The organism is Mycobacterium sp. M23085 (genome assembly GCF_045343915.1).
Lineage (GTDB): Bacteria > Actinomycetota > Actinomycetes > Mycobacteriales > Mycobacteriaceae > Mycobacterium.
The window spans coordinates 2244029-2261311 of record NZ_CP174280.1; the positions used below are offsets into that span (position 1 = coordinate 2244029).

The 17283-nt window shown below is 67.2% G+C and carries 19 protein-coding genes; 4 read left to right on the top strand and 15 right to left on the bottom strand.

Going from position 1 to position 17283, the window contains the following annotated elements:
• Positions 1 to 8: 8 nt before the first annotated feature.
• Positions 9 to 920: a class I SAM-dependent methyltransferase gene (locus ACIUM1_RS10140; protein ID WP_406817035.1), complete on the top strand. Its 912-nt coding sequence runs from the start codon at positions 9 to 11 to the stop codon at positions 918 to 920.
• On the opposite strand, the gene sppA is transcribed toward ACIUM1_RS10140, so the two are convergent.
• Positions 917 to 2704, bottom strand: coding sequence for a signal peptide peptidase SppA (sppA, locus tag ACIUM1_RS10145; RefSeq protein ID WP_406817036.1), 1788 nt, complete (start codon positions 2702 to 2704; stop codon positions 917 to 919). The two genes, ACIUM1_RS10140 and sppA, sit on opposite strands and share 4 nt — an antisense overlap.
• Positions 2705 to 2742: 38 nt before the next feature.
• Between sppA and ACIUM1_RS10150 the strand changes: the two genes are divergently transcribed.
• Positions 2743 to 3669 carry an LLM class flavin-dependent oxidoreductase gene (locus tag ACIUM1_RS10150; protein ID WP_406817037.1) on the top strand — a complete coding sequence of 309 codons (927 nt, stop codon included), beginning with the start codon at positions 2743 to 2745 and terminating at the stop codon, positions 3667 to 3669.
• On the opposite strand, the gene rplO is transcribed toward ACIUM1_RS10150, so the two are convergent.
• From rplO to ACIUM1_RS10205, 11 genes are all read right to left on the bottom strand, one after another.
• Positions 3670 to 4113 (bottom strand): 50S ribosomal protein L15, encoded by a 444-nt coding sequence (gene rplO / locus ACIUM1_RS10155; RefSeq protein WP_406817038.1) that lies wholly within the window; start codon positions 4111 to 4113, stop codon positions 3670 to 3672.
• Entirely contained in the window at positions 4110 to 4328 is a 219-nt protein-coding gene (gene rpmD / locus ACIUM1_RS10160; protein WP_406817039.1) for a 50S ribosomal protein L30, read from the bottom strand. The genes rplO and rpmD overlap by 4 nt, the downstream gene beginning before the upstream one ends.
• On the bottom strand, positions 4325 to 5008 hold the full coding sequence (gene rpsE / locus ACIUM1_RS10165; protein ID WP_406817040.1) for a 30S ribosomal protein S5: 684 nt from the start codon (positions 5006 to 5008) through the stop codon (positions 4325 to 4327). The genes rpmD and rpsE overlap by 4 nt, the downstream gene beginning before the upstream one ends.
• Positions 5009 to 5045: 37 nt before the next feature.
• Positions 5046 to 5414, bottom strand: coding sequence for a 50S ribosomal protein L18 (gene rplR, locus ACIUM1_RS10170; RefSeq protein ID WP_007773555.1), 369 nt, complete (start codon positions 5412 to 5414; stop codon positions 5046 to 5048).
• 35 nt (positions 5415 to 5449) lie between these two features.
• Positions 5450 to 5989: a 50S ribosomal protein L6 gene (gene rplF / locus ACIUM1_RS10175; RefSeq protein ID WP_406817041.1), complete on the bottom strand. Its 540-nt coding sequence runs from the start codon at positions 5987 to 5989 to the stop codon at positions 5450 to 5452.
• A 23-nt stretch (positions 5990 to 6012) separates the two neighbouring features.
• The gene (rpsH, locus tag ACIUM1_RS10180) at positions 6013 to 6411 is read right to left on the bottom strand and encodes a 30S ribosomal protein S8 (RefSeq protein ID WP_406817042.1); all 399 of its coding nucleotides are present in this window, start codon (positions 6409 to 6411) and stop codon (positions 6013 to 6015) included.
• 138 nt (positions 6412 to 6549) lie between these two features.
• Positions 6550 to 6735 (bottom strand): type Z 30S ribosomal protein S14, encoded by a 186-nt coding sequence (locus tag ACIUM1_RS10185; protein ID WP_003873499.1) that lies wholly within the window; start codon positions 6733 to 6735, stop codon positions 6550 to 6552.
• A 4-nt stretch (positions 6736 to 6739) separates the two neighbouring features.
• Positions 6740 to 7303: a 50S ribosomal protein L5 gene (gene rplE / locus ACIUM1_RS10190; RefSeq protein ID WP_406817043.1), complete on the bottom strand. Its 564-nt coding sequence runs from the start codon at positions 7301 to 7303 to the stop codon at positions 6740 to 6742.
• Positions 7303 to 7620, bottom strand: a complete 318-nt coding sequence (rplX, locus tag ACIUM1_RS10195; RefSeq protein WP_406817044.1) for a 50S ribosomal protein L24 — start codon at positions 7618 to 7620, stop codon at positions 7303 to 7305. The genes rplE and rplX overlap by 1 nt, the downstream gene beginning before the upstream one ends.
• Complete coding sequence (gene rplN, locus ACIUM1_RS10200; protein WP_003403649.1) at positions 7621 to 7989, bottom strand: 50S ribosomal protein L14; 369 nt, start codon at positions 7987 to 7989, stop codon at positions 7621 to 7623.
• Between the two features lie 226 nt (positions 7990 to 8215).
• Positions 8216 to 9736 carry an HNH endonuclease signature motif containing protein gene (locus ACIUM1_RS10205; RefSeq protein ID WP_406817623.1) on the bottom strand — a complete coding sequence of 507 codons (1521 nt, stop codon included), beginning with the start codon at positions 9734 to 9736 and terminating at the stop codon, positions 8216 to 8218.
• Between the two features lie 297 nt (positions 9737 to 10033).
• On the opposite strand from ACIUM1_RS10205, the gene ACIUM1_RS10210 reads away from it, so the two are divergent.
• On the top strand, positions 10034 to 11254 hold the full coding sequence (locus tag ACIUM1_RS10210; RefSeq protein ID WP_406817045.1) for an IS110 family transposase: 1221 nt from the start codon (positions 10034 to 10036) through the stop codon (positions 11252 to 11254).
• Between the two features lie 26 nt (positions 11255 to 11280).
• Here ACIUM1_RS10210 and ACIUM1_RS10215 read toward each other — a convergent pair whose 3' ends face one another.
• Both ACIUM1_RS10215 and ACIUM1_RS10220 read right to left on the bottom strand, forming a co-directional pair.
• Positions 11281 to 12216 (bottom strand): DUF4436 domain-containing protein, encoded by a 936-nt coding sequence (locus ACIUM1_RS10215; protein ID WP_406817046.1) that lies wholly within the window; start codon positions 12214 to 12216, stop codon positions 11281 to 11283.
• Between the two features lie 253 nt (positions 12217 to 12469).
• Positions 12470 to 13360: a formylglycine-generating enzyme family protein gene (locus tag ACIUM1_RS10220; RefSeq protein WP_406817047.1), complete on the bottom strand. Its 891-nt coding sequence runs from the start codon at positions 13358 to 13360 to the stop codon at positions 12470 to 12472.
• A gap of 348 nt (positions 13361 to 13708) precedes the next feature.
• Between ACIUM1_RS10220 and pstS the strand changes: the two genes are divergently transcribed.
• Positions 13709 to 14830 carry a phosphate ABC transporter substrate-binding protein PstS gene (pstS, locus tag ACIUM1_RS10225; protein ID WP_406817048.1) on the top strand — a complete coding sequence of 374 codons (1122 nt, stop codon included), beginning with the start codon at positions 13709 to 13711 and terminating at the stop codon, positions 14828 to 14830.
• Between the two features lie 13 nt (positions 14831 to 14843).
• Here pstS and ACIUM1_RS10230 read toward each other — a convergent pair whose 3' ends face one another.
• Positions 14844 to 17204 carry an arylsulfatase gene (locus ACIUM1_RS10230; RefSeq protein ID WP_406817049.1) on the bottom strand — a complete coding sequence of 787 codons (2361 nt, stop codon included), beginning with the start codon at positions 17202 to 17204 and terminating at the stop codon, positions 14844 to 14846.
• Positions 17205 to 17283: the final 79 nt, after the last annotated feature.

A 17283-nucleotide genomic window follows, 5' to 3' on the forward strand; every position in this document is an offset into this window, starting at 1 on the left:
TGTCGGCTATGTCACGCACTCACAACGATGAGTGGGATTTGGCGTCCAGCGTCGGCGCGACCGCGACCATGGTCGCGGCCGCCCGGGCGCTGGCCAGCAAGGATCCCCGGGGTCTGATCAACGATCCGTTCGCCGAGCCGCTGGTGCGCGCGGTCGGGGTGGACTTCTTCACCAAGATGATGGACGGCGACCTCGATGTGGATGCGATCGAGAACGCCTCGCCGGTGCGCATCCAGTCGATGGTCGACGGAATGGCCGTGCGCACCAAGTACTTTGACGACTACTTCGTCGGCGCCACCGGCGCCGGGGTGCGGCAGGTGGTGATCCTGGCCTCCGGACTGGACTCGCGGGCCTACCGGTTGCCGTGGCCGGCCGGCACGGTGGTCTACGAGATCGACCAGCCGCGGGTGATCGAGTTCAAGAGCACCACGCTGGCCGATGTGGGCGCCGAGCCGACCGCGTCGCGGCGCACCATACCGATCGATCTGCGCGCGGACTGGCCGACCGCGCTGAAGGCGGCGGGATTCGACACGGCGGCGCCGACGGCCTGGCTGGCCGAGGGTCTGCTGATCTATCTGCCGCCCGACGCCCAGGATCGGCTGTTCGACAACATCACCGCGCTCAGCGCACCGGGCAGCACCATCGCCACCGAATTCGTGCCCGGCATCGTGGATTTCGATGCCGAGCGGGTGCGCGAGCTATCCGGCTCGTTTCGCGAGCACGGCGTCGACATCGACATGGCCTCGCTGGTCTACGCCGGCGAACGCAACCACGTCATCGACTATCTGTCCGGTATCGGATGGCGGGCCGAGGGCGTGACGCGAACGGAACTGTTCGCGCGCAACGGCATCGAGCCGCCCGCGCCGGAGAACGACGACCCCCTTGGCGAGATCGTCTTCATCAGCGCCAAGCTGGACTAGAGCCGCCAGGACCCCGGCCACAACGCGCTGGCCCCGCTGTAGGACCGTTGCACGTCGTCCAGCATTCCGCCAAGGGTGCGGCCCAGCAGCGCACCCAGCGCGTCGGGCACCGACGCGGCGGCCGGTTGCGAGGAGGCCCGCGGTCGCAGCATGTCCATTAGCGAGCCGCCCGGGTAGGTCACGACGCGCACGTCGGCGTCTTCGTCAAGTCCGGCAAGGATTTTCGCGCGGCGCAGCGCGGTTCGGAAGCCGCCCAATTCGTCGACCAGGCCTCGCTCGTGTGCGTCGGCGCCCGTCCACACCCGCCCCCGGGCGACGCGATCGACGGCCTCGGTGGTCAGATTGCGGCCTTCGGCGACCCGCTCCAAGAAGTCGGCGTACACCAGGTCGGCCTCGGCCTCCCGGTGGGCGCGCTGCTCGGGGGTGAACGGTGTCTCGATCGACCAGGCATCGGCATTGGCGTTGGTGCGCACGGCATCCAGCCCGACGCCGAGGCGCTCCAGGAGATCACGAATCACCAGCTTGCCGGTGATCACGCCGATCGAACCGGTGATGGTCGCGGGGCTGGCCACGATCGTGTCGGCGGCCACCGCGATGTAGTAGCCGCCGGACGCGGCGACGGCACCCATCGACGCCACCACGGGCTTGCCGCGTTTGCGGGCCTTTTTCACCTCGCGCCACAGGGTTTCGGATGCGGTCACCGACCCTCCGGGGCTGTTCACCCGCAGCACGATCGCGGACACCGATTCGTCGGCGGCGGCCTCTCGCAGCGCCGGGGCGATGGTGTCGCTTCCGACGGTGGAGCCGCCGAACGGCAGGAACTGCGGTCCGCCACGCCCGTCGACGATCGTGCCGTTGATGTTGATGACGGCCACCGTCGGCTTGGATCGGCGTCCGGGAACCGCGGGCACCGGCGGGGTGAGCCGGGAGCGGGTCGCACCGGCATAGCGCGACAGGTACAGCCGCGGCGGTGCGTTCTTCTCTGAAACATCTTGCACCCCAACCAGTTCCGCGATGCGGTCGTAGGCCTCGTCGCGGAAGCCGATGCGGTCGACAAGGCCGGAGGACACGGCCTCGGCACGCAGCAGCGGGGCGCGATCGGCCAGCGCGTCGAGCACACCGGCGTCGAGCTTGCGCGATTGTGCCACCGCTTCCCACACCTGCTCCTGCAGGCTCTGCAGCATCCGGGTGACGGCCTCACGGTGGGCCTCGGTGAAGCCGTGCTCGGTGAAACGGTTTGCGGCCGACTTGTATTCGCCGCGCGCGACGAATTGGGCTTCGATCCCGGCCTTGTCGAACGCGTCGCGCAGGAAGGTGGCATTGCTGGCGAAGCCGATCAGTCCGAGGCTTCCGGCGGGCTGCATCCAGACCTCGCCGAACGCCGAAGCCAGGTAGTACGACAGGGTGCCCGGGTAGGTCTCGGCCCAGGCCAGTGACGGCTTGGTGGCGGTGAACGCGACGACGGCCTCGCGCAGCTCCTGCACCGCGGCCGACGGCGACGCGGTGAGTTGCACGCGCGCGATCAGCCCGGCCACCCGCGGATCCTCGGCAGCCCGGTAGATGGCCGCCACCATGTCGCGCAGCGCGACCGGCCGGTTGGCCCCGCTGATGATGGCCAGCGGATCGAAGCCCGACGTCTCCGGCGGCATCGAGCGCAGGTCCATTTCGAGCACGCAACCGTCGGGCACGCCGTGATGGCGGGCGGTATCGACCCGGCCGGCCAGCGCCCGGACCTCGTCGACCCCTTTTGACAGGCCGGGGATCGAAGGCAGGAAAGCGAACATCTCTGCAGACTACCGATGCGCGGCCGTACGGTGGTCGGGTGAGGTTTTCCATCGCGATCCCGCAGCTCGACTACGACGGCTTCGACGGAGCCGGCTTGCGCGCTTTTCTCGCGCGCGCCGAAGAGCTCGAGTTCGAGGGTGGCTGGCTGCTCGAGCAGATCATCGGGCCCACACCGCTGCTGGCACCGCTGGAGCTGCTGGCGTATTGCGCGGCCTGCACCGAACGGCTGCGCCTGGGCGTCGCGGTCCTGGTGACGTCGTTGCACGACCCACTGCAGTTGGCGTCGGCCGCCACCGCCGTCGACCGGCTCAGCCACGGCCGGCTGGACATCGGTGTCGCGCCGGGCGGCGGTAGACGGCAATTCGCCGCCTTCGGCGTGGACAAGGACACCTTCATCTCGTACTTCACCGAGGGCCTGGAGCTGATGAAGGCGGCCTGGTCCGACGAGCCGAGGGTGACGTTTCACGGCCGGTTCCGCGACGTCGACGACCTGCCGATCCAGCCCAAGCCGGTGCAGCGGCCGCACCCACCGATCTGGTTCGGTGGCCTGGCGCCCAAGGCGCTGGCCCGCGCGGTGCGGCACGGCGACTCGTTCATGGGCGCCGGCTCGTCGACCACCGAGGCGTTCGCCGGCGCCGTGACCGTGGTGCGCCGCGAGCTGGACGAGCAACACAAGGATCCCGCGAATTTCACCATCGGCAAACGCGTCTACCTGATGGTCGACGACGACGCCGCCAAGGCCCGGGAACGCGTGCTCGACGGGCTGGAGCGCATCTACGGGAAGATGCCCGGCGTGCAGGACGTGCCGGTGTCCGGCACGCCCGACGACGTGGCGCGCGGGTTACGTGAGGTCATCGACGCCGGGGCGCAGATGGTGCTACTGAATCCGGTCGGCATCGACACGGGAGAGAACCGCGAGCAGATGGAACGCCTTGCCGCAGAAGTGATTCCGCAGCTGAGCTAGCTAGGACAGCTCGGTCGCCGAACCGCCTGCGGCGGTGATCTTCTCGCGCGCGCTGCCGCTGAACTTGTGCGCGGTCACCTCGACCTTGACCGTCAGCTTGCCGTCGCCGAGAACCTTGACCAGCGAGTTGCGGCGCACCGCGCCCTTGGCCACCAGGTCGTCCACGCCGATCGAACCGCCCTGCGGGAAAAGCCGATTGAGGTCGCCGACGTTGACGATCTCGTACTCGGTGCGGAACCGGTTACGGAAGCCCTTCAGCTTGGGCAGCCGCATGTGGATCGGCATCTGGCCACCCTCGAAGGTCGCCGGCACGTTCTTGCGTGCCTTGGTGCCCTTGGTGCCGCGACCGGCGGTCTTGCCCTTGGAGCCCTCACCGCGACCGACCCGCGTGCGGGCCGTCTTCGACCCGCGCGCCGGCTTGAGATCGTGCAGTTTGATCGTCATTTCGTGCTACCTCCGGTGCCCGTGGCCGTCGCCTGGGCGGGCTCCACCTCGACCAGGTGGCTGACCACCGCGATCAGGCCGCGGGTCTGCGCGTTGTCCTCGCGGATCACCGAGTGGCGAATCCGCCGCAGACCCAGGGTGCGCAGGGACTCACGCTGCTTCCAGCGGGCGCCGATGGTGCTGCGCACCTGGGTGATTTTCAGTTGACTACTCATGGTTGTGCCCCCGAAGTCTGGGCCTCTCGTGCGGCCGCACTGGCCATCGCGTCACTTTCGCGGCGCGCCTTGAGCATTCCGGCCGGCGCGACGTCCTCGATGGGCAGGCCGCGGCGGGCGGCCACTTCCTCGGGACGCTGCAGCAGCTTGAGCGCGGCGACGGTCGCGTGCACCACGTTGATCGCGTTGTCGCTACCCAGCGACTTGGCCAGGATGTCGCGCACGCCGGCGCATTCCAGCACCGCGCGGGCGGCGCCACCGGCGATCACACCGGTACCGGGGCTGGCCGGGCGCAGCAGCACCACGCCGGCGGCCGCCTCGCCCTGCACCGGGTGCGTGATGGTCCCGCGGATCAGCGGCACCCGGAAGAAGCCCTTGCGGGCCTCCTCGACACCCTTGGCGATGGCCGCGGGAACTTCCTTGGCCTTGCCGTAGCCGACACCGACCATGCCGTTGCCGTCGCCGACAATCACCAGCGCGGTGAAGCTGAATCGCCGACCACCCTTGACCACCTTGGAGACACGGTTGATCGCGACAACCCGCTCCAGGTAGTTGCTCTTGTCGCCGTCGCGGTCGCGGCCACCACGGCCGCCGTCGCCACGACGACCGCGGCTGTCGCGGTCACCGCGCGAGTCGCGGCTGTCGCCGGCGCCTTGTCCGCCGGCCGGCTGCTCCGCCATTATGCGGTCCTTCCAGTCGTGTTCACGCTTTCAGTCATCAGAATTGCAATCCGTTCTCGCGTGCGGCATCGGCCAGCGCCGCGATCCGTCCGCCGTAGGTGTATCCGCCACGGTCGAAGACCACGCTGTCGATGCCGGCGGCCTTGGCACGCTCGGCGATCAGCTGGCCCACCCGCACGCTGCGGGCTTTCTTATCGCCCTGCAGGCTGCGCACGTCGTCCTCGATCGACGACGCGGCGGCCACCGTGGTCCCGTTCTCGTCGTTGACCAGTTGCACGTGGATGTGTCGCGCGGACCGGTTGATCACCAGCCGCGGACGTTGCGGGGTACCGGCGATCTTCTTGCGCAGTCGTGCGTGCCTGCGCAGCCGGGAAACCCGCCGAGTCGCGGAAACGCTCTGCCCCACCGGCTTTCGCGAGGCGGTGTTTGTTTGCGCCATGATTACTTACCTGTCTTTCCGACCTTGCGGCGGATCTGCTCACCCTCGTAGCGCACGCCCTTGCCCTTGTACGGGTCGGGGCGGCGCAGGCGGCGGATGTTCGCCGAGACCTGGCCGACCTTCTGCTTGTCGATCCCGGTGATGGAGAACTTCGTCGGCGACTGGACGGCGAACGTGATGCCGTCCGGGGCCTCGATCACCACGGGGTGGCTGTAGCCCAGCGCGAACTCGAGGTTGGCGCCCTTGAGCTGCACCCGGTAACCGACGCCGAAGATCTCCATCTTGGTGGTGTAGCCCTGCGTCACTCCGGTCACCAGGTTGGAGACCAGAGTGCGGGACAGTCCGTGCAACGAGCGGTTGCGCCGCTCGTCGTTTGGACGGGTGACCACGATCGCGCCATCGTCGTTGCGCGACACGGTGATCGGCTCGGCCACCGTCAGATCCAGGACGCCCTTGGGGCCCTTCACCGACACCTTCTGACCCTCGATCGTCACGTCGACTCCGGACGGGACCGGAACCGGCTGCTTACCAATGCGAGACATAGTCTTTCGTTACCTCCCCGCCCTTACCAGACGTACGCGAGGACTTCGCCGCCCACGCCCTGTCGGGCTGCCTGGCGGTCGGTGAGCAGGCCCGAGGAGGTGGAGATGATCGCCACACCCAGGCCGCCGAGCACGCGCGGCAGATTGGTGGATTTCGCGTACACCCGCAAACCGGGCTTGGACACGCGGCGCAGGCCGGCGATGCTTCGCTCCCGGCTCGGACCGTACTTGAGCTGAACGACCAGCGACTTGCCGACCCGAGCATCCTCGGTCCGGTAGTCGGTGATGTAACCCTCGCTCTTGAGGATCTGGGCGATGTTTGCCTTCAGTTTCGAGTGCGGCAACGTCACCTCGTCGTGATACGCCGAATTGGCGTTGCGCAGACGTGTCAAGAAGTCTGCGATCGGGTCCGTCATGGTCATCGAGCGCCACTCCTCTTCATCGCTGCGCTCTGCATCGTCGTTGTCGCAGTCATGACAGTGTCTGTCACCTTCCTCGCGGTGGTTCCCGGTCCGGGCCTGTCGCGCACCTTGTGTGGGTTGGTCTTGGGGTTTGGGCTGTTACCAGCTGCTCTTCTGCACGCCGGGCAGTTCGCCCGCGTGCGCCATCTCGCGCAGGCAGATCCGGCACAGGCCGAACTTGCGGAAGACCGCGCGCGGGCGGCCGCACTTGTTGCAACGGGTGTAGCCGCGCACCGCGAACTTCGGCTTGCGTGCGGCCTTGTTGACCAGTGCCTTCTTTGCCATCTACTCAGTTCTCCTTGAAGGGAAAGCCGAGGGCCCGCAACAGCGCTCGTCCTTCGTCGTCAGTCGTCGCCGAGGTGACGACGTTGATGTCCATGCCGCGGACCCGGTCGATCTTGTCCACGTCGATCTCGTGGAACACCGACTGCTCGGCGAGCCCGAAGGTGTAGTTGCCCACGCCGTCGAACTGCTTGGGCGAAAGCCCGCGGAAGTCGCGGATACGGGGCAGCGCGATCGAGGTGAGCCGGTCCAGGAATTCCCACATCCGGTCCCCACGCAGGGTGACCCGCGCGCCGATCGGCATGCCCTCACGCAGTTTGAACTGCGCGATGGACTTGCGCGCGCGGCGGATCTCGGGGCGCTGCCCGGTGATCAGGCTCAGGTCGTTGACCGCGCCGTTGATCAGTTTCGCGTCCCGCGCCGCGTCGCCCACACCCATGTTGACCACGACCTTGGTCACCGTCGGGATCTGCATGACGTTGGCGTAGCCGAACTGCTGCTGCAGCGAGTCACGAATCTCGTTGCGGTAGCGCTCTTTCAGGCGCGGCTGAACTTTTTCTGCAGTACTCATCAGATGTCCTTGCCGTTGCGCTTGGAGATACGGACCCGCTTGCCGGTCTCCTCGTCGACCCGGTAACCGACGCGGGTGGGCTTACCGTCCGAGTCGACCACCATCACGTTGGAGACGTGGATCGGCGCTTCCTGGGTGACGATGCCGCCCGACTGCGCTCCGCGCTGGTTGGTCGAAACCGCGGTGTGCTTCTTGATCGCGTTGACGCCCTCGACCAGCACGCGTTCGCGGTCCGGGTAGACCTTCAGCACTTTGCCTTTGGCGCCCTTGTCCTTACCCGCGATCACCAGGACGGTGTCGTCCTTCTTGACCTTCATTTACAAAACCTCCGGGGCCAGCGAGATGATCTTCATGAACCGCTTCTCGCGCAGTTCGCGGCCGACCGGCCCGAAGATGCGCGTCCCGCGCGGGTCATTGTCGGGCTTGATGATCACCGCGGCGTTCTCGTCGAACTTGATGTAGCTGCCGTCGGGACGGCGCCGCTCCTTGACCGTGCGCACCACGACGGCCTTGACGACGTCCCCCCGCTTGACGTTGCCGCCGGGGATGGCGTCCTTGACGGTGGCGACGATGACATCACCGATGCCGGCGTAGCGTCGCGACGAACCGCCGAGCACACGGATGCACAAGATCTCCTTGGCGCCGGTGTTGTCGGCGACCTTCAGTCGCGATTCCTGCTGAATCACTCGATCTCCTGACCTGGTTGCGTGTGCACGGCAGGAGAACCCACCTGGATGGGCATTCAGCGGGCATGACCCACCAACCTGACGTGCGCGGTCTTTGTCACCGAAGGGCACGCGGGGCCGATTCACACCGGCCGAGGTCTGCCCAAGGCAACCCCTAGAGTCTAGGGGACGACCAGCTCAGAGCCAAATTCTGCGCGAAGGCGAGCGAGATGGGGAAATTCTGCACCTAAAACGGCGGTGAATCCTCGTCGCATCCGTGGGTGGCGGGCCAGGCGTAGCTCGCCGACGGGGCCGCCCGGGCAGCCCGGGCGTCGCGGTTTTGCCGGCGTTCGGTGGCGATGCGATGGGCGCGGTTTTGGGCGCGGGTGCGCCTGCGTCGGGGCATCATCGCGGTCCGGTCGGCGCAGTAATCCAGGGGCGGGTCGGCTTCGACGGCGGGTATCGCGCCGGTGGCATGGCACAGACTGGGAAACAGCAGTGCGCTGCCGGGGGTGGTGACGTAGGTGTGCCCCGCCGTGGAGGTCAGGATCAACGTGCCGTCGGGTAATTGCTGGTCACGCCATCCCCAGAAGGTTTTCACCAGATGATGTGTGCGGCAAAGTAACTTCAGGTTGGACGCGTGCGTGGGGCCGCCGTCGGCGTACGGGATCGTGTGGTCGAGGTCGCAGTCGGTGGCCGGGCGGTCGCAGCCCGGCCAACGACACGTCAGATCCCGGCAGCGCACGAAATCGGCCAGCGCCTTGGACGGCAGGTAACCGGGCTCGGCAGGCGCATCACCGGGATGGACCAGCGGCACCAGCTTGGCCGAGGCGGCCACTTCGGCGAGCAGCTCCGGCGGGATCAGCCCGCCAGCACCCATCTCGACGCCCGGCGCCTGGCCGCCGCCCAGCGTGGACTGCTCGGCGATCACATGGACCACCACCGGGCCCGATGCGGGTCGGTTCCCCGCGGTGCACTCCGATCGTCCGCACCGGCACCCCAACCGGTCCGCACCGGCGGCCAACGCGCCCAGCGCATCGGCGCGGCGCTGGTCGCGGCTGCGCGGGTCCTTCTCACACACCGTGGCCGCCAATGCATTCAACCGTTGATCCAGCGCATGTGCGTCCGGGCTCAACAGGCTGCCTTCAATATGCGAGATGCCATCGCCCGCATCGGCGATCCAGATCTCGCGGTCGGTCACCCGCTCCTTGCGGCGTCGCACCGCGTCCGCGTCGGCCAGCGCGACGATCTTGTCCACCTGGGCGGCCAGCCGTCCCGGCGTCATCGACGGCCAGCGCGCCACATTGGCCGCCAACCGGGCATCGACCGCCGCCAGCACCTGCGGGTCGGTGATCAGGTCCGTGCGGTACACCACCGTGGCGAACAGGCGAAAGTCGATGTCCCCGGCCGCGAACACCGCGCCGACCTTCGGCAACCGCTCCCGCATCGCCCGGGCGTAGCGGACCTTGCTGCCGGCCAGGCCCTGACTGATCCTCAGCTCGGCGGCGATCTCGGCACTGACCGCCGCCTCGGTGTCGACGGCCCAGCTTTCAGTCTCCGCGCAGCGTGACAACCGATAGCCGAATAACTCGCCGATGGCCGCGAGCTGCGCGGCCGCCGCCCGGTTCTCCGCCCGCGCGCCCGCTCCGATCCGTTCCAGCAGTTCCGCCGACACCGGCGTTCGCGACGGATAATGCCGCTCGAACAACTCGTCGAAGTACGCGATCACCTCCGGCGGTGACCGATAACCCGACTCTTTTTCGAACATGAGTTCGAGTATGCCAAAAGCCCCTGACATTGATTCTGTTAAGCCGGTTCGGGTGAGGATGGTCTTGCCCGCTCGCTGCTGGTGATGACCCTCGCACCGACTGATGCCCTGCTGGGTTGTCTTCCAATTGATTTGTCTCACCAGCGCCGTGCGGGCAAGCACCACCACGAGAGCCCCAGTGCGGCGGGCATGACCTAATCAGGAGCCTGGCAGTTCCCTCGTCAATGTCTTGTCTGCCCGCCCCACCGGGGTGTCACCCACCGCACGGTTCATTGCACAGAGAGGACACCAACCATCGTGACATCCCCACGCCGGGTCGTCATCGGCGTCGATACTCATCTCGACACCATTCACCTCGCGGCCATCACCGACACCGGTCAACTGCTTGGCGATGCCGAGTTTCGCACCAACCCGACCGGTTACTACGTCGCCCGGCGCTGGGCGCAAAGCTTTGGAGAGGTGTTCATCGCCGGCGTCGAGGGCACGAGCAGCTATGGGGCTGGGTTCACCCAAGCATTGCAGGTCAACGGGATTCACGTTGTCGAGGTCAACCGACCCGACCGCTCTACCCGGCGTCGCCAGGGTAAATCCGACCCACTGGACGCCTACAGCGCCGCTCGCGCCGTGCTGGCCGGCCACGGCCTGGCCGTGCCCAAAGACCCCAACACCGGCGCACTCAAAGCCCTGCTGATCGCCCGCCGCGGCGCAGTTAAGGCCCGCACCGCGGCCATTCAGCAGATCAAAGACCTCCTCGTCACCGCGCCAGCAGAGCTGCGGGAGCGCTACCGCCGCTACGCCACCACCCTGCGCCTAGTCGAGGCCTTGGCCCGGTCCCAGCCGTGCACCCACGACGACCCCATCACCGCCGGGGCGGTGCTGACCGCCTGCAAAGCCCTGGCCCAGCGCATCGAGTTCCTCGACCACCAAATCGGTGAGCTGACCACCCAACTCGACACCTTGACCCGCGCTTTGAACCCTGCGCTGCGAGCCGCCTTTGGCGTCGGCCCCGACACCGCCGCACAGCTGCTCATCACGGCCGGAACCAACACCGACCGCCTGCGCTCAGAAGCCGCCTTCGCCCGCCTGGCCGGTGTCGCACCGATCCCGGCTTCCTCAGGAAAAATCACCCGCCATCGGCTCTCGCGCGGTGGGGACCGCGCCGCCAACAACGCCCTGCACCGCATCGCACTGGTCCGCTGGTCTCACGACGAACGCACCCGCGACTACGCCGCCCGCCAACTCGCCGCCGGACGATCCAAAAAAGACGTCCTGCGACTACTCAAACGCGCCATCGCCCGCGAGATGTTCAAACACCTCACCGCACCCTGCCCCATCGATGACTACAGCGATCTCAGACCAGCACGGCAAGCCCGCAACATCACCCTGACCAGCGCCGCACACCACCTCGGCGTCTGGCCCACCGTCATCTCACGACTCGAACGAGGAGTCCAACGCCACGACACCCTCGCCGCCAACTACCGCCACTGGCTCAACACCCACCACATCGACGCCGCTTGACGTCGTAACACAGATAGGAGCATCACTCAATCGCCTTGGCGAATCCAGGCCACGATGTACAGGGTCATCGCCGCGACCAGCGCGATCAGCACCCACTGCACGATCGCCTGATCGATCCACGACCCGGGCGGCGGCGCCCCCGGCAGGATGTTGCGCAGCGGGACGATCGCGAACAGATTCGCGGCGTACCAGGTGGCGAACGGCGGCAGGAACTTCCGCCGGCCCAGCGCCATCGGGATGGCGACCAACAGGGCCAGGGTGGGCAGGCTGATCAGCACCAGGCAGATCCCGAGGTCGAAGATGAGCGGACCCTTGGCCCGCTTCAGCGTGATCACCACGTTGCCGTTGTCGGTCGCGCGGGAGGTGGGCAGCGCGCTGGGGTCGTGCACGCGGTTGACGCTGATATCCCAGCCGTCCAAGGCGCCGGTCACTTCGACGCGGGCGGGCACCTTCTTGCGGTTGTCGCCGGTACCGACGAACGCGTCGGCCGCGATCGGCTCGGTCCGGTAGGAGTCGAACGGCCAGTTACCGGGATCGCCGTGCGCCTCGATGGTGGTGCTGAGTTGGGCCGGCGCCTTGCCCTTCGGGTATTGCAGATCGCCCAGATCGCTTGTGGGATACAGACGCACCGCGACGTCATTGGCCAGCACGTCAAAACGGTTGTCGTACTGGGCAACTCCGGGATAGGCGAGCACCTCGACGGACAGACGGTTCGCCACCGGCTTCAACTCTTCCAGGCGCAGCTGCACGATGGTGGCGTCGCCGCCGCCCTGGCTCAGGTCCAGTGGCGGCAGCGGACCCTCTGACCGCTGCAGAAAGTGCACACCGAAAAGCGACAGGACATAGATGATGATGACGGCCGCGAGAACGCACACCCCGATGGCGATCCGCGGCGCCTCGCGCTTCTTCTTCGGGGGCGGCACCACAGCCGGGGCGACCGGCGTCGGGGCCTCGGTGGTCATCGGCCGCCGCCGCGACCAATGGTGCGCCGGATGCGCCGTGGGGCTTGCTGGCATCCGGTCGGCACCGCGGGCGGAATCCGGCCGGGGCGGGGTGACACGTCGTCAGATGTTAGCGAATGACGAGACCGGCCGCGCGGCGAAATCCCATGTCCAGAAGCATAATGGGTGCCTGACATTCGCCGTACATGCCCCGTTAACCTCACCGGCCGGCATCCCCCGGAAGCGACCGGACGGCCACGTCGCTACGGCTTTGCTAGCCGGCCGACGAGTCCGTCACGCAGCGAAACCCGATGTGCGTCGTCGCGGAGTCCTGCGATTGCGGTGACCGGGCCGCCGGGCGGTAGCGGTGGCAGTACTCCGGCGCGCACAAGTGGCTGCCGCCCTTCAACGTCTGGCTGACGGACGGATCGGCGGGACCCGACGGGGTGCAGCAGGACTTGGGTGGCTGGTCGAGCCGGTGATGCGCGGCGAACTCGGTGGCCGTCCACTCCCACACGTTTCCGATCATGTCGACAAGCCCAAATGCGTTGGGAGCGAACGTGCCAACGGGTGACGTGCCCACCCAGCCGAGCGCCCCCTCGTTGCGGTACGGGAAGCTGCCCTGCCAGGTGTTGGCCATCAACCGGCCATCGCGGGTGGCCTCCTCACCCCACGCATACGTCGTCGTCGATCCGGCCCGGGCGGCATACTCCCACTCGGCCTCGGTCGGCAGCCGCCGCCCGGCCCACCGCGCATAGGCCGCTGCATCCGGATACGCCACCTGCACCACCGGGTGATCGGCGCGGTCCGCGACATCGCTGTCCGGCCCGAACGGGTGCCGCCAGCTCGCCCCCGGCACCCACTGCCACCACTGCCGCCAGTCGCGCAGGTCGACCGGCCCGGCCGTCGGACGGAAAACCATTGCGCCCGGAGCTAAGTCGTCGGGATTCGCTCCCGGGTACAGCGTCGGCTCAATCGGCTGCTCGGCCACCGTCACGTACCCGGTGGCGTCGACGAATTCGGCGAACTGCGCGTTGGTCACCGGGTGTCGTTCCACCGCAAACGGCCCCACGGTGGCGGTGTGGATCGGCGCCTCTTCGGGGTAGAAGCTGGTCGAACCCATGCGGAATGACCCGCCCGGGAGGTCGACCAGTTCGCTGCGCACCCCTTCAGGGTATGACGGCGCCTACTCGGATTGTCGGTACCAGGTGAGCATGCACAGGGCGAACAGCAGCGCGGCGAACCATGTCACGAATGGCGGCAGTGGCAGGAGGCGTCGCGGCCGGTTGCTCCGATGGCGCCGGAGGCGGTGGCGAGGGTGGCGCTTGATGGGACATCAGTGAACACCCCCGGGGGATATCGAGCAGTCGAGGACGGATGCTGGCGAACTCCCTCGCGCCGCGGTGCGGGTCTGAATACATGCCATACCGAGGCGATTTTCGCCGTCGCACCCGCGCACCAGTTCATCCGAAATTTGTTTGCCTGTTAATTCGGTAACGGTAAATGTCGTGGAGTGAAGCGCTATCGTTCGGCCGTCAGCGTCCTGGCCGCCGCCGCCACGTTGGTCTCGGCCTGCAGCAACTCCCCCGCGAGCCTGCCGTACACCGCCGGGGCCAAGGTTGACTGCGGCGGCAAGCAGACCCTGGCGGCCAGCGGCTCGACTGCGCAGGCCAACGCCATGACGCGGTTCGTCGACGCCTATCGCCAGGCCTGCCCCGGACAAACCCTCGACTACACCCCCAACGGGTCCGGCAACGGCATCACCGAATTCCTCGCGGGCAAAACCGATTTCGCCGGATCGGACACCCCGCTGTCGGGTGACCAATACGCCGCCGCCAGGCGGCGGTGCGGCGGCGCCGACGCCTGGAACCTGCCGGTGGTATTCGGCCCGCTCGCCATTACCTACAACCTCGCCGCCGTCGACTCCCTGGTGCTCGACGCGCCGACGCTGGCCAAGATCTTCAACGGCACCATCACCCGCTGGGATGACCCCGCCCTGGCCTTGCTCAACGCCTCCATGCCGGCCGAGGACATCCACGTCATCTACCGCAGCGACGGCTCGGGCACCACCGACAACTTCCAGGAGTACCTGCAGTCCGCGTCCGGTGGGGCCTGGGGCAAGGGCGCGGGCAAGACCTTCAACGGCGGTGTCGGCACCGGCGCCGTGGGCAACACCGGGATCGCGGCGGCCGTGAAGGGCACCGAGGGGGCGATCGGCTACACCGAGCTGTCCTTCGCGCTGCAGCAAGGCCTGTTCGCCGCCGAGATCAAGACGCCGGCCAGCCGTAGGTCATTGCGTCCGGTCCGGATCGGCACCGACACGGTCGGCAAGACCATCAAGGGCGCCAAGATCACCGGCGCCGGCAACGATCTGGTGCTCGATCTGTCGTCGTTCTACAACCCCGCGCAGCCCGACGTCTACCCGATCGTGCTGGCCACCTACGAGATCGTGTGCTCGAAGTACCCGACCTACGATGTGGCCAAGGCGGTCAAGGCTTTTCTGCAGGCGGCCATCGGCCCCGGCCAGATGGAACTGGCCAAAAACGGTTACATCCCGTTGTCGGCCGACTTCCAGGCAAGGGTGTCCAGCGCGGTCGACGCGATCAGCTCGGCGGACGCACCGAAGCCCGAATGACCGAATTCAGGGGTCAGTCGCGCGAAAAGGCAAGCGCGATCTCGTTTTCCACGTCGACGTAGGGGCGGCCGGACAGGTCGACGGTGACCTGGGTGATGGTGCCGCCGGTGAACGTGAACGGCGCCTTGTAGCGGCTGGACACTCCCGATCCGCCGTTGCGCCCGACCGTGATACCGGCACCGGCCAGCCCGAAGGTGCCGGGGTGCGTGGTCACCCCCGCCAGCGAGCCGACCACCTTGTCGTCGACGAACAGCGTGACGTCGCCCAGCGGCGTGTGACTGTTCTCGACCGTTCCGGTGCGCGAATAGCTGGCGCCGAACAGATGCCTGCCCAGCGGCACGGCCTCGGACGAGGAGACCTCCTGCTGTCGCTCGCCGAGGAAGTTGTACACGTAGTGCAACCGGCCGTCCTGAATGAACAGCACATGCCCGCCGTGGGCGCCGCCCTGCTTGAACAGCACGCCTTCGGCGCCGGTGGTGTCGACCATCACCTCGGCCAGCACCGAGAACGAGCGGCCGCGAATCTCTGCGGCGGCGCCGATGCCGACGTCCGCGCAGTTGGGATAGTAGACGTAGCTTGCTCGTTCGCCGACCAGGTAGGGCCGCGACCGCATCATGGTCTCGATGATGTTGAGGTCCGAGAGCGGCAGCCCGTTGTACTTGGCGGCCTCCGAAAACCACAGCGCCTTGAGTTCTTCGAGCTTGTCGGGCAGCTCGGCGGCCAGGTCGTGGCACTGGCTGCGGTCGGCCTCGATGTGGAACAGTTCCCAGCGGTCGGCGTCGAAGTGTGACCAGCCGGCCGGCGTCGCCGCGTGCACGGTGTTGGCGAACCAGCCCTGGTGCCAGATCCCGCGGGTGCCCAGCATGGTGTAGAACTGGGTCGTCTTTCCGGTGTCGGCACCCGGATCAGCAAGGGCCGCTTTGAAACTCACGCCGTCCAGCGGCTTCTGGGCGATGCCCTTGACGGTTTCCGGCGGCGTCATACCCAGCAGGTCGTAGACGGTCGGGGTGATGTCGCAGACGTTGACGTAGTTGTCGCGAATTTCCCCGTGTGCGGCAATTCCATTGGGCCACGAGATGATTGCCGTGTCGGCGATGCCACCTTCATGGGAGGCGTAGCGCTTGTACAGCTTGTAGGGCGTGTTGAACGCCATCGCCCAACCGATCGGGTAATGGTTGTAGGTCTCGGGGCCGCCCAGGTGATCGAACAGCTTCATGCTCTCTTCGACGGTGTCGATGTAGCCGTTGAAGAACTTGCCCTCGTTGACCGAGCCGTTCGGGCCGCCCTCACCGCTGGCGCCGTTGTCGGAGATGACCACGATGATGGTGTTGTCCAGCTGGCCCGATTCCTCCAGATAGTCCAGGATCCGGCCGATCTGAGCGTCGGTGTAGCTCAGGAACCCGGCGAACACCTCGGCCATCCGCGAGAACAACCGCTTCTCTTCGTCATTCAGCGATTCCCATGGTCGCACCGTGTCCTGCAGCGGCCACGGTTCGCCGCCCGGGCCCTTCACGTCGAGATACGGGTTGACCGGCGACAATTCGGTATCGGGCGGCACGATTCCCAGCGCCTTCTGCCGCTCCAGCACCACCTCGCGGTAACGCTCGTAGCCCATGTCGAACTTTCCGGCGTAGCGGTCCGCCCACTCTTTGAAGACGTGATGCGGCGCGTGACCGGCGCCGGGGCACACATAGGAGAACCAAGGCTTTTCGGGCGCAATCACTTTGGCGTCGCGGATGAACTCGATCGTCTTGTCGGCGAGGTCCTTCGACAGGTGGTAGCCGTCCTCCGGTGTGCCCGGCGGAGTCACCGGGTGATTGTCGTACACCAGGTCCGGGTACCACTGATCGGTTTCCCCGCCCAGGAACCCGTAGAACCGTTCGAAGCCGCGCGAGGTCGGCCAGTGCCGCTTCGTCGAGGCCAGGTTCGATTCCTCAAGCGGCGTCAGGTGCCACTTGCCCACGCAATAGGTGTTGTAGCCCTGTTCGGCGAGCGCCTCGGAGAGCAGGCCGGTTTCGAACGGGATGCGGCCGTTGGCGTTGGGGAAGCCCTCGGTGAACTCCTCGATGGTGGCCATGCCGACCGTCGTGGCGTTGCGGCCGGTGAGCAACGACGCCCGGGTCGGCGAGCACAGCGCGGTGGTGTGGAATTGCGAGAGCCGCACGCCGCGCTCGGCGATCCGCGACATGGCGGGCATCTCGACCAGACCGCCGAAGCAGTCCCAGGTCGCGATGCCCGTGTCATCCCACACCAGGTACAGCACGTTGGGCGCGTTCGGTGACGCGGTCGGCGCGGCGTAGGGCCCCCAGTCCGGTTCGGAATCCCGTATGTCGAGCTCGATCTTGCCGTTAAATTGCCCCGACCCAGCCACCATCGTCAGCCTCACTTCCGTAGCGGACTCGCCGAACGTGCGTGAAGACTACACCCGCGACCGGGCGTTCAGGTGCTGGTAC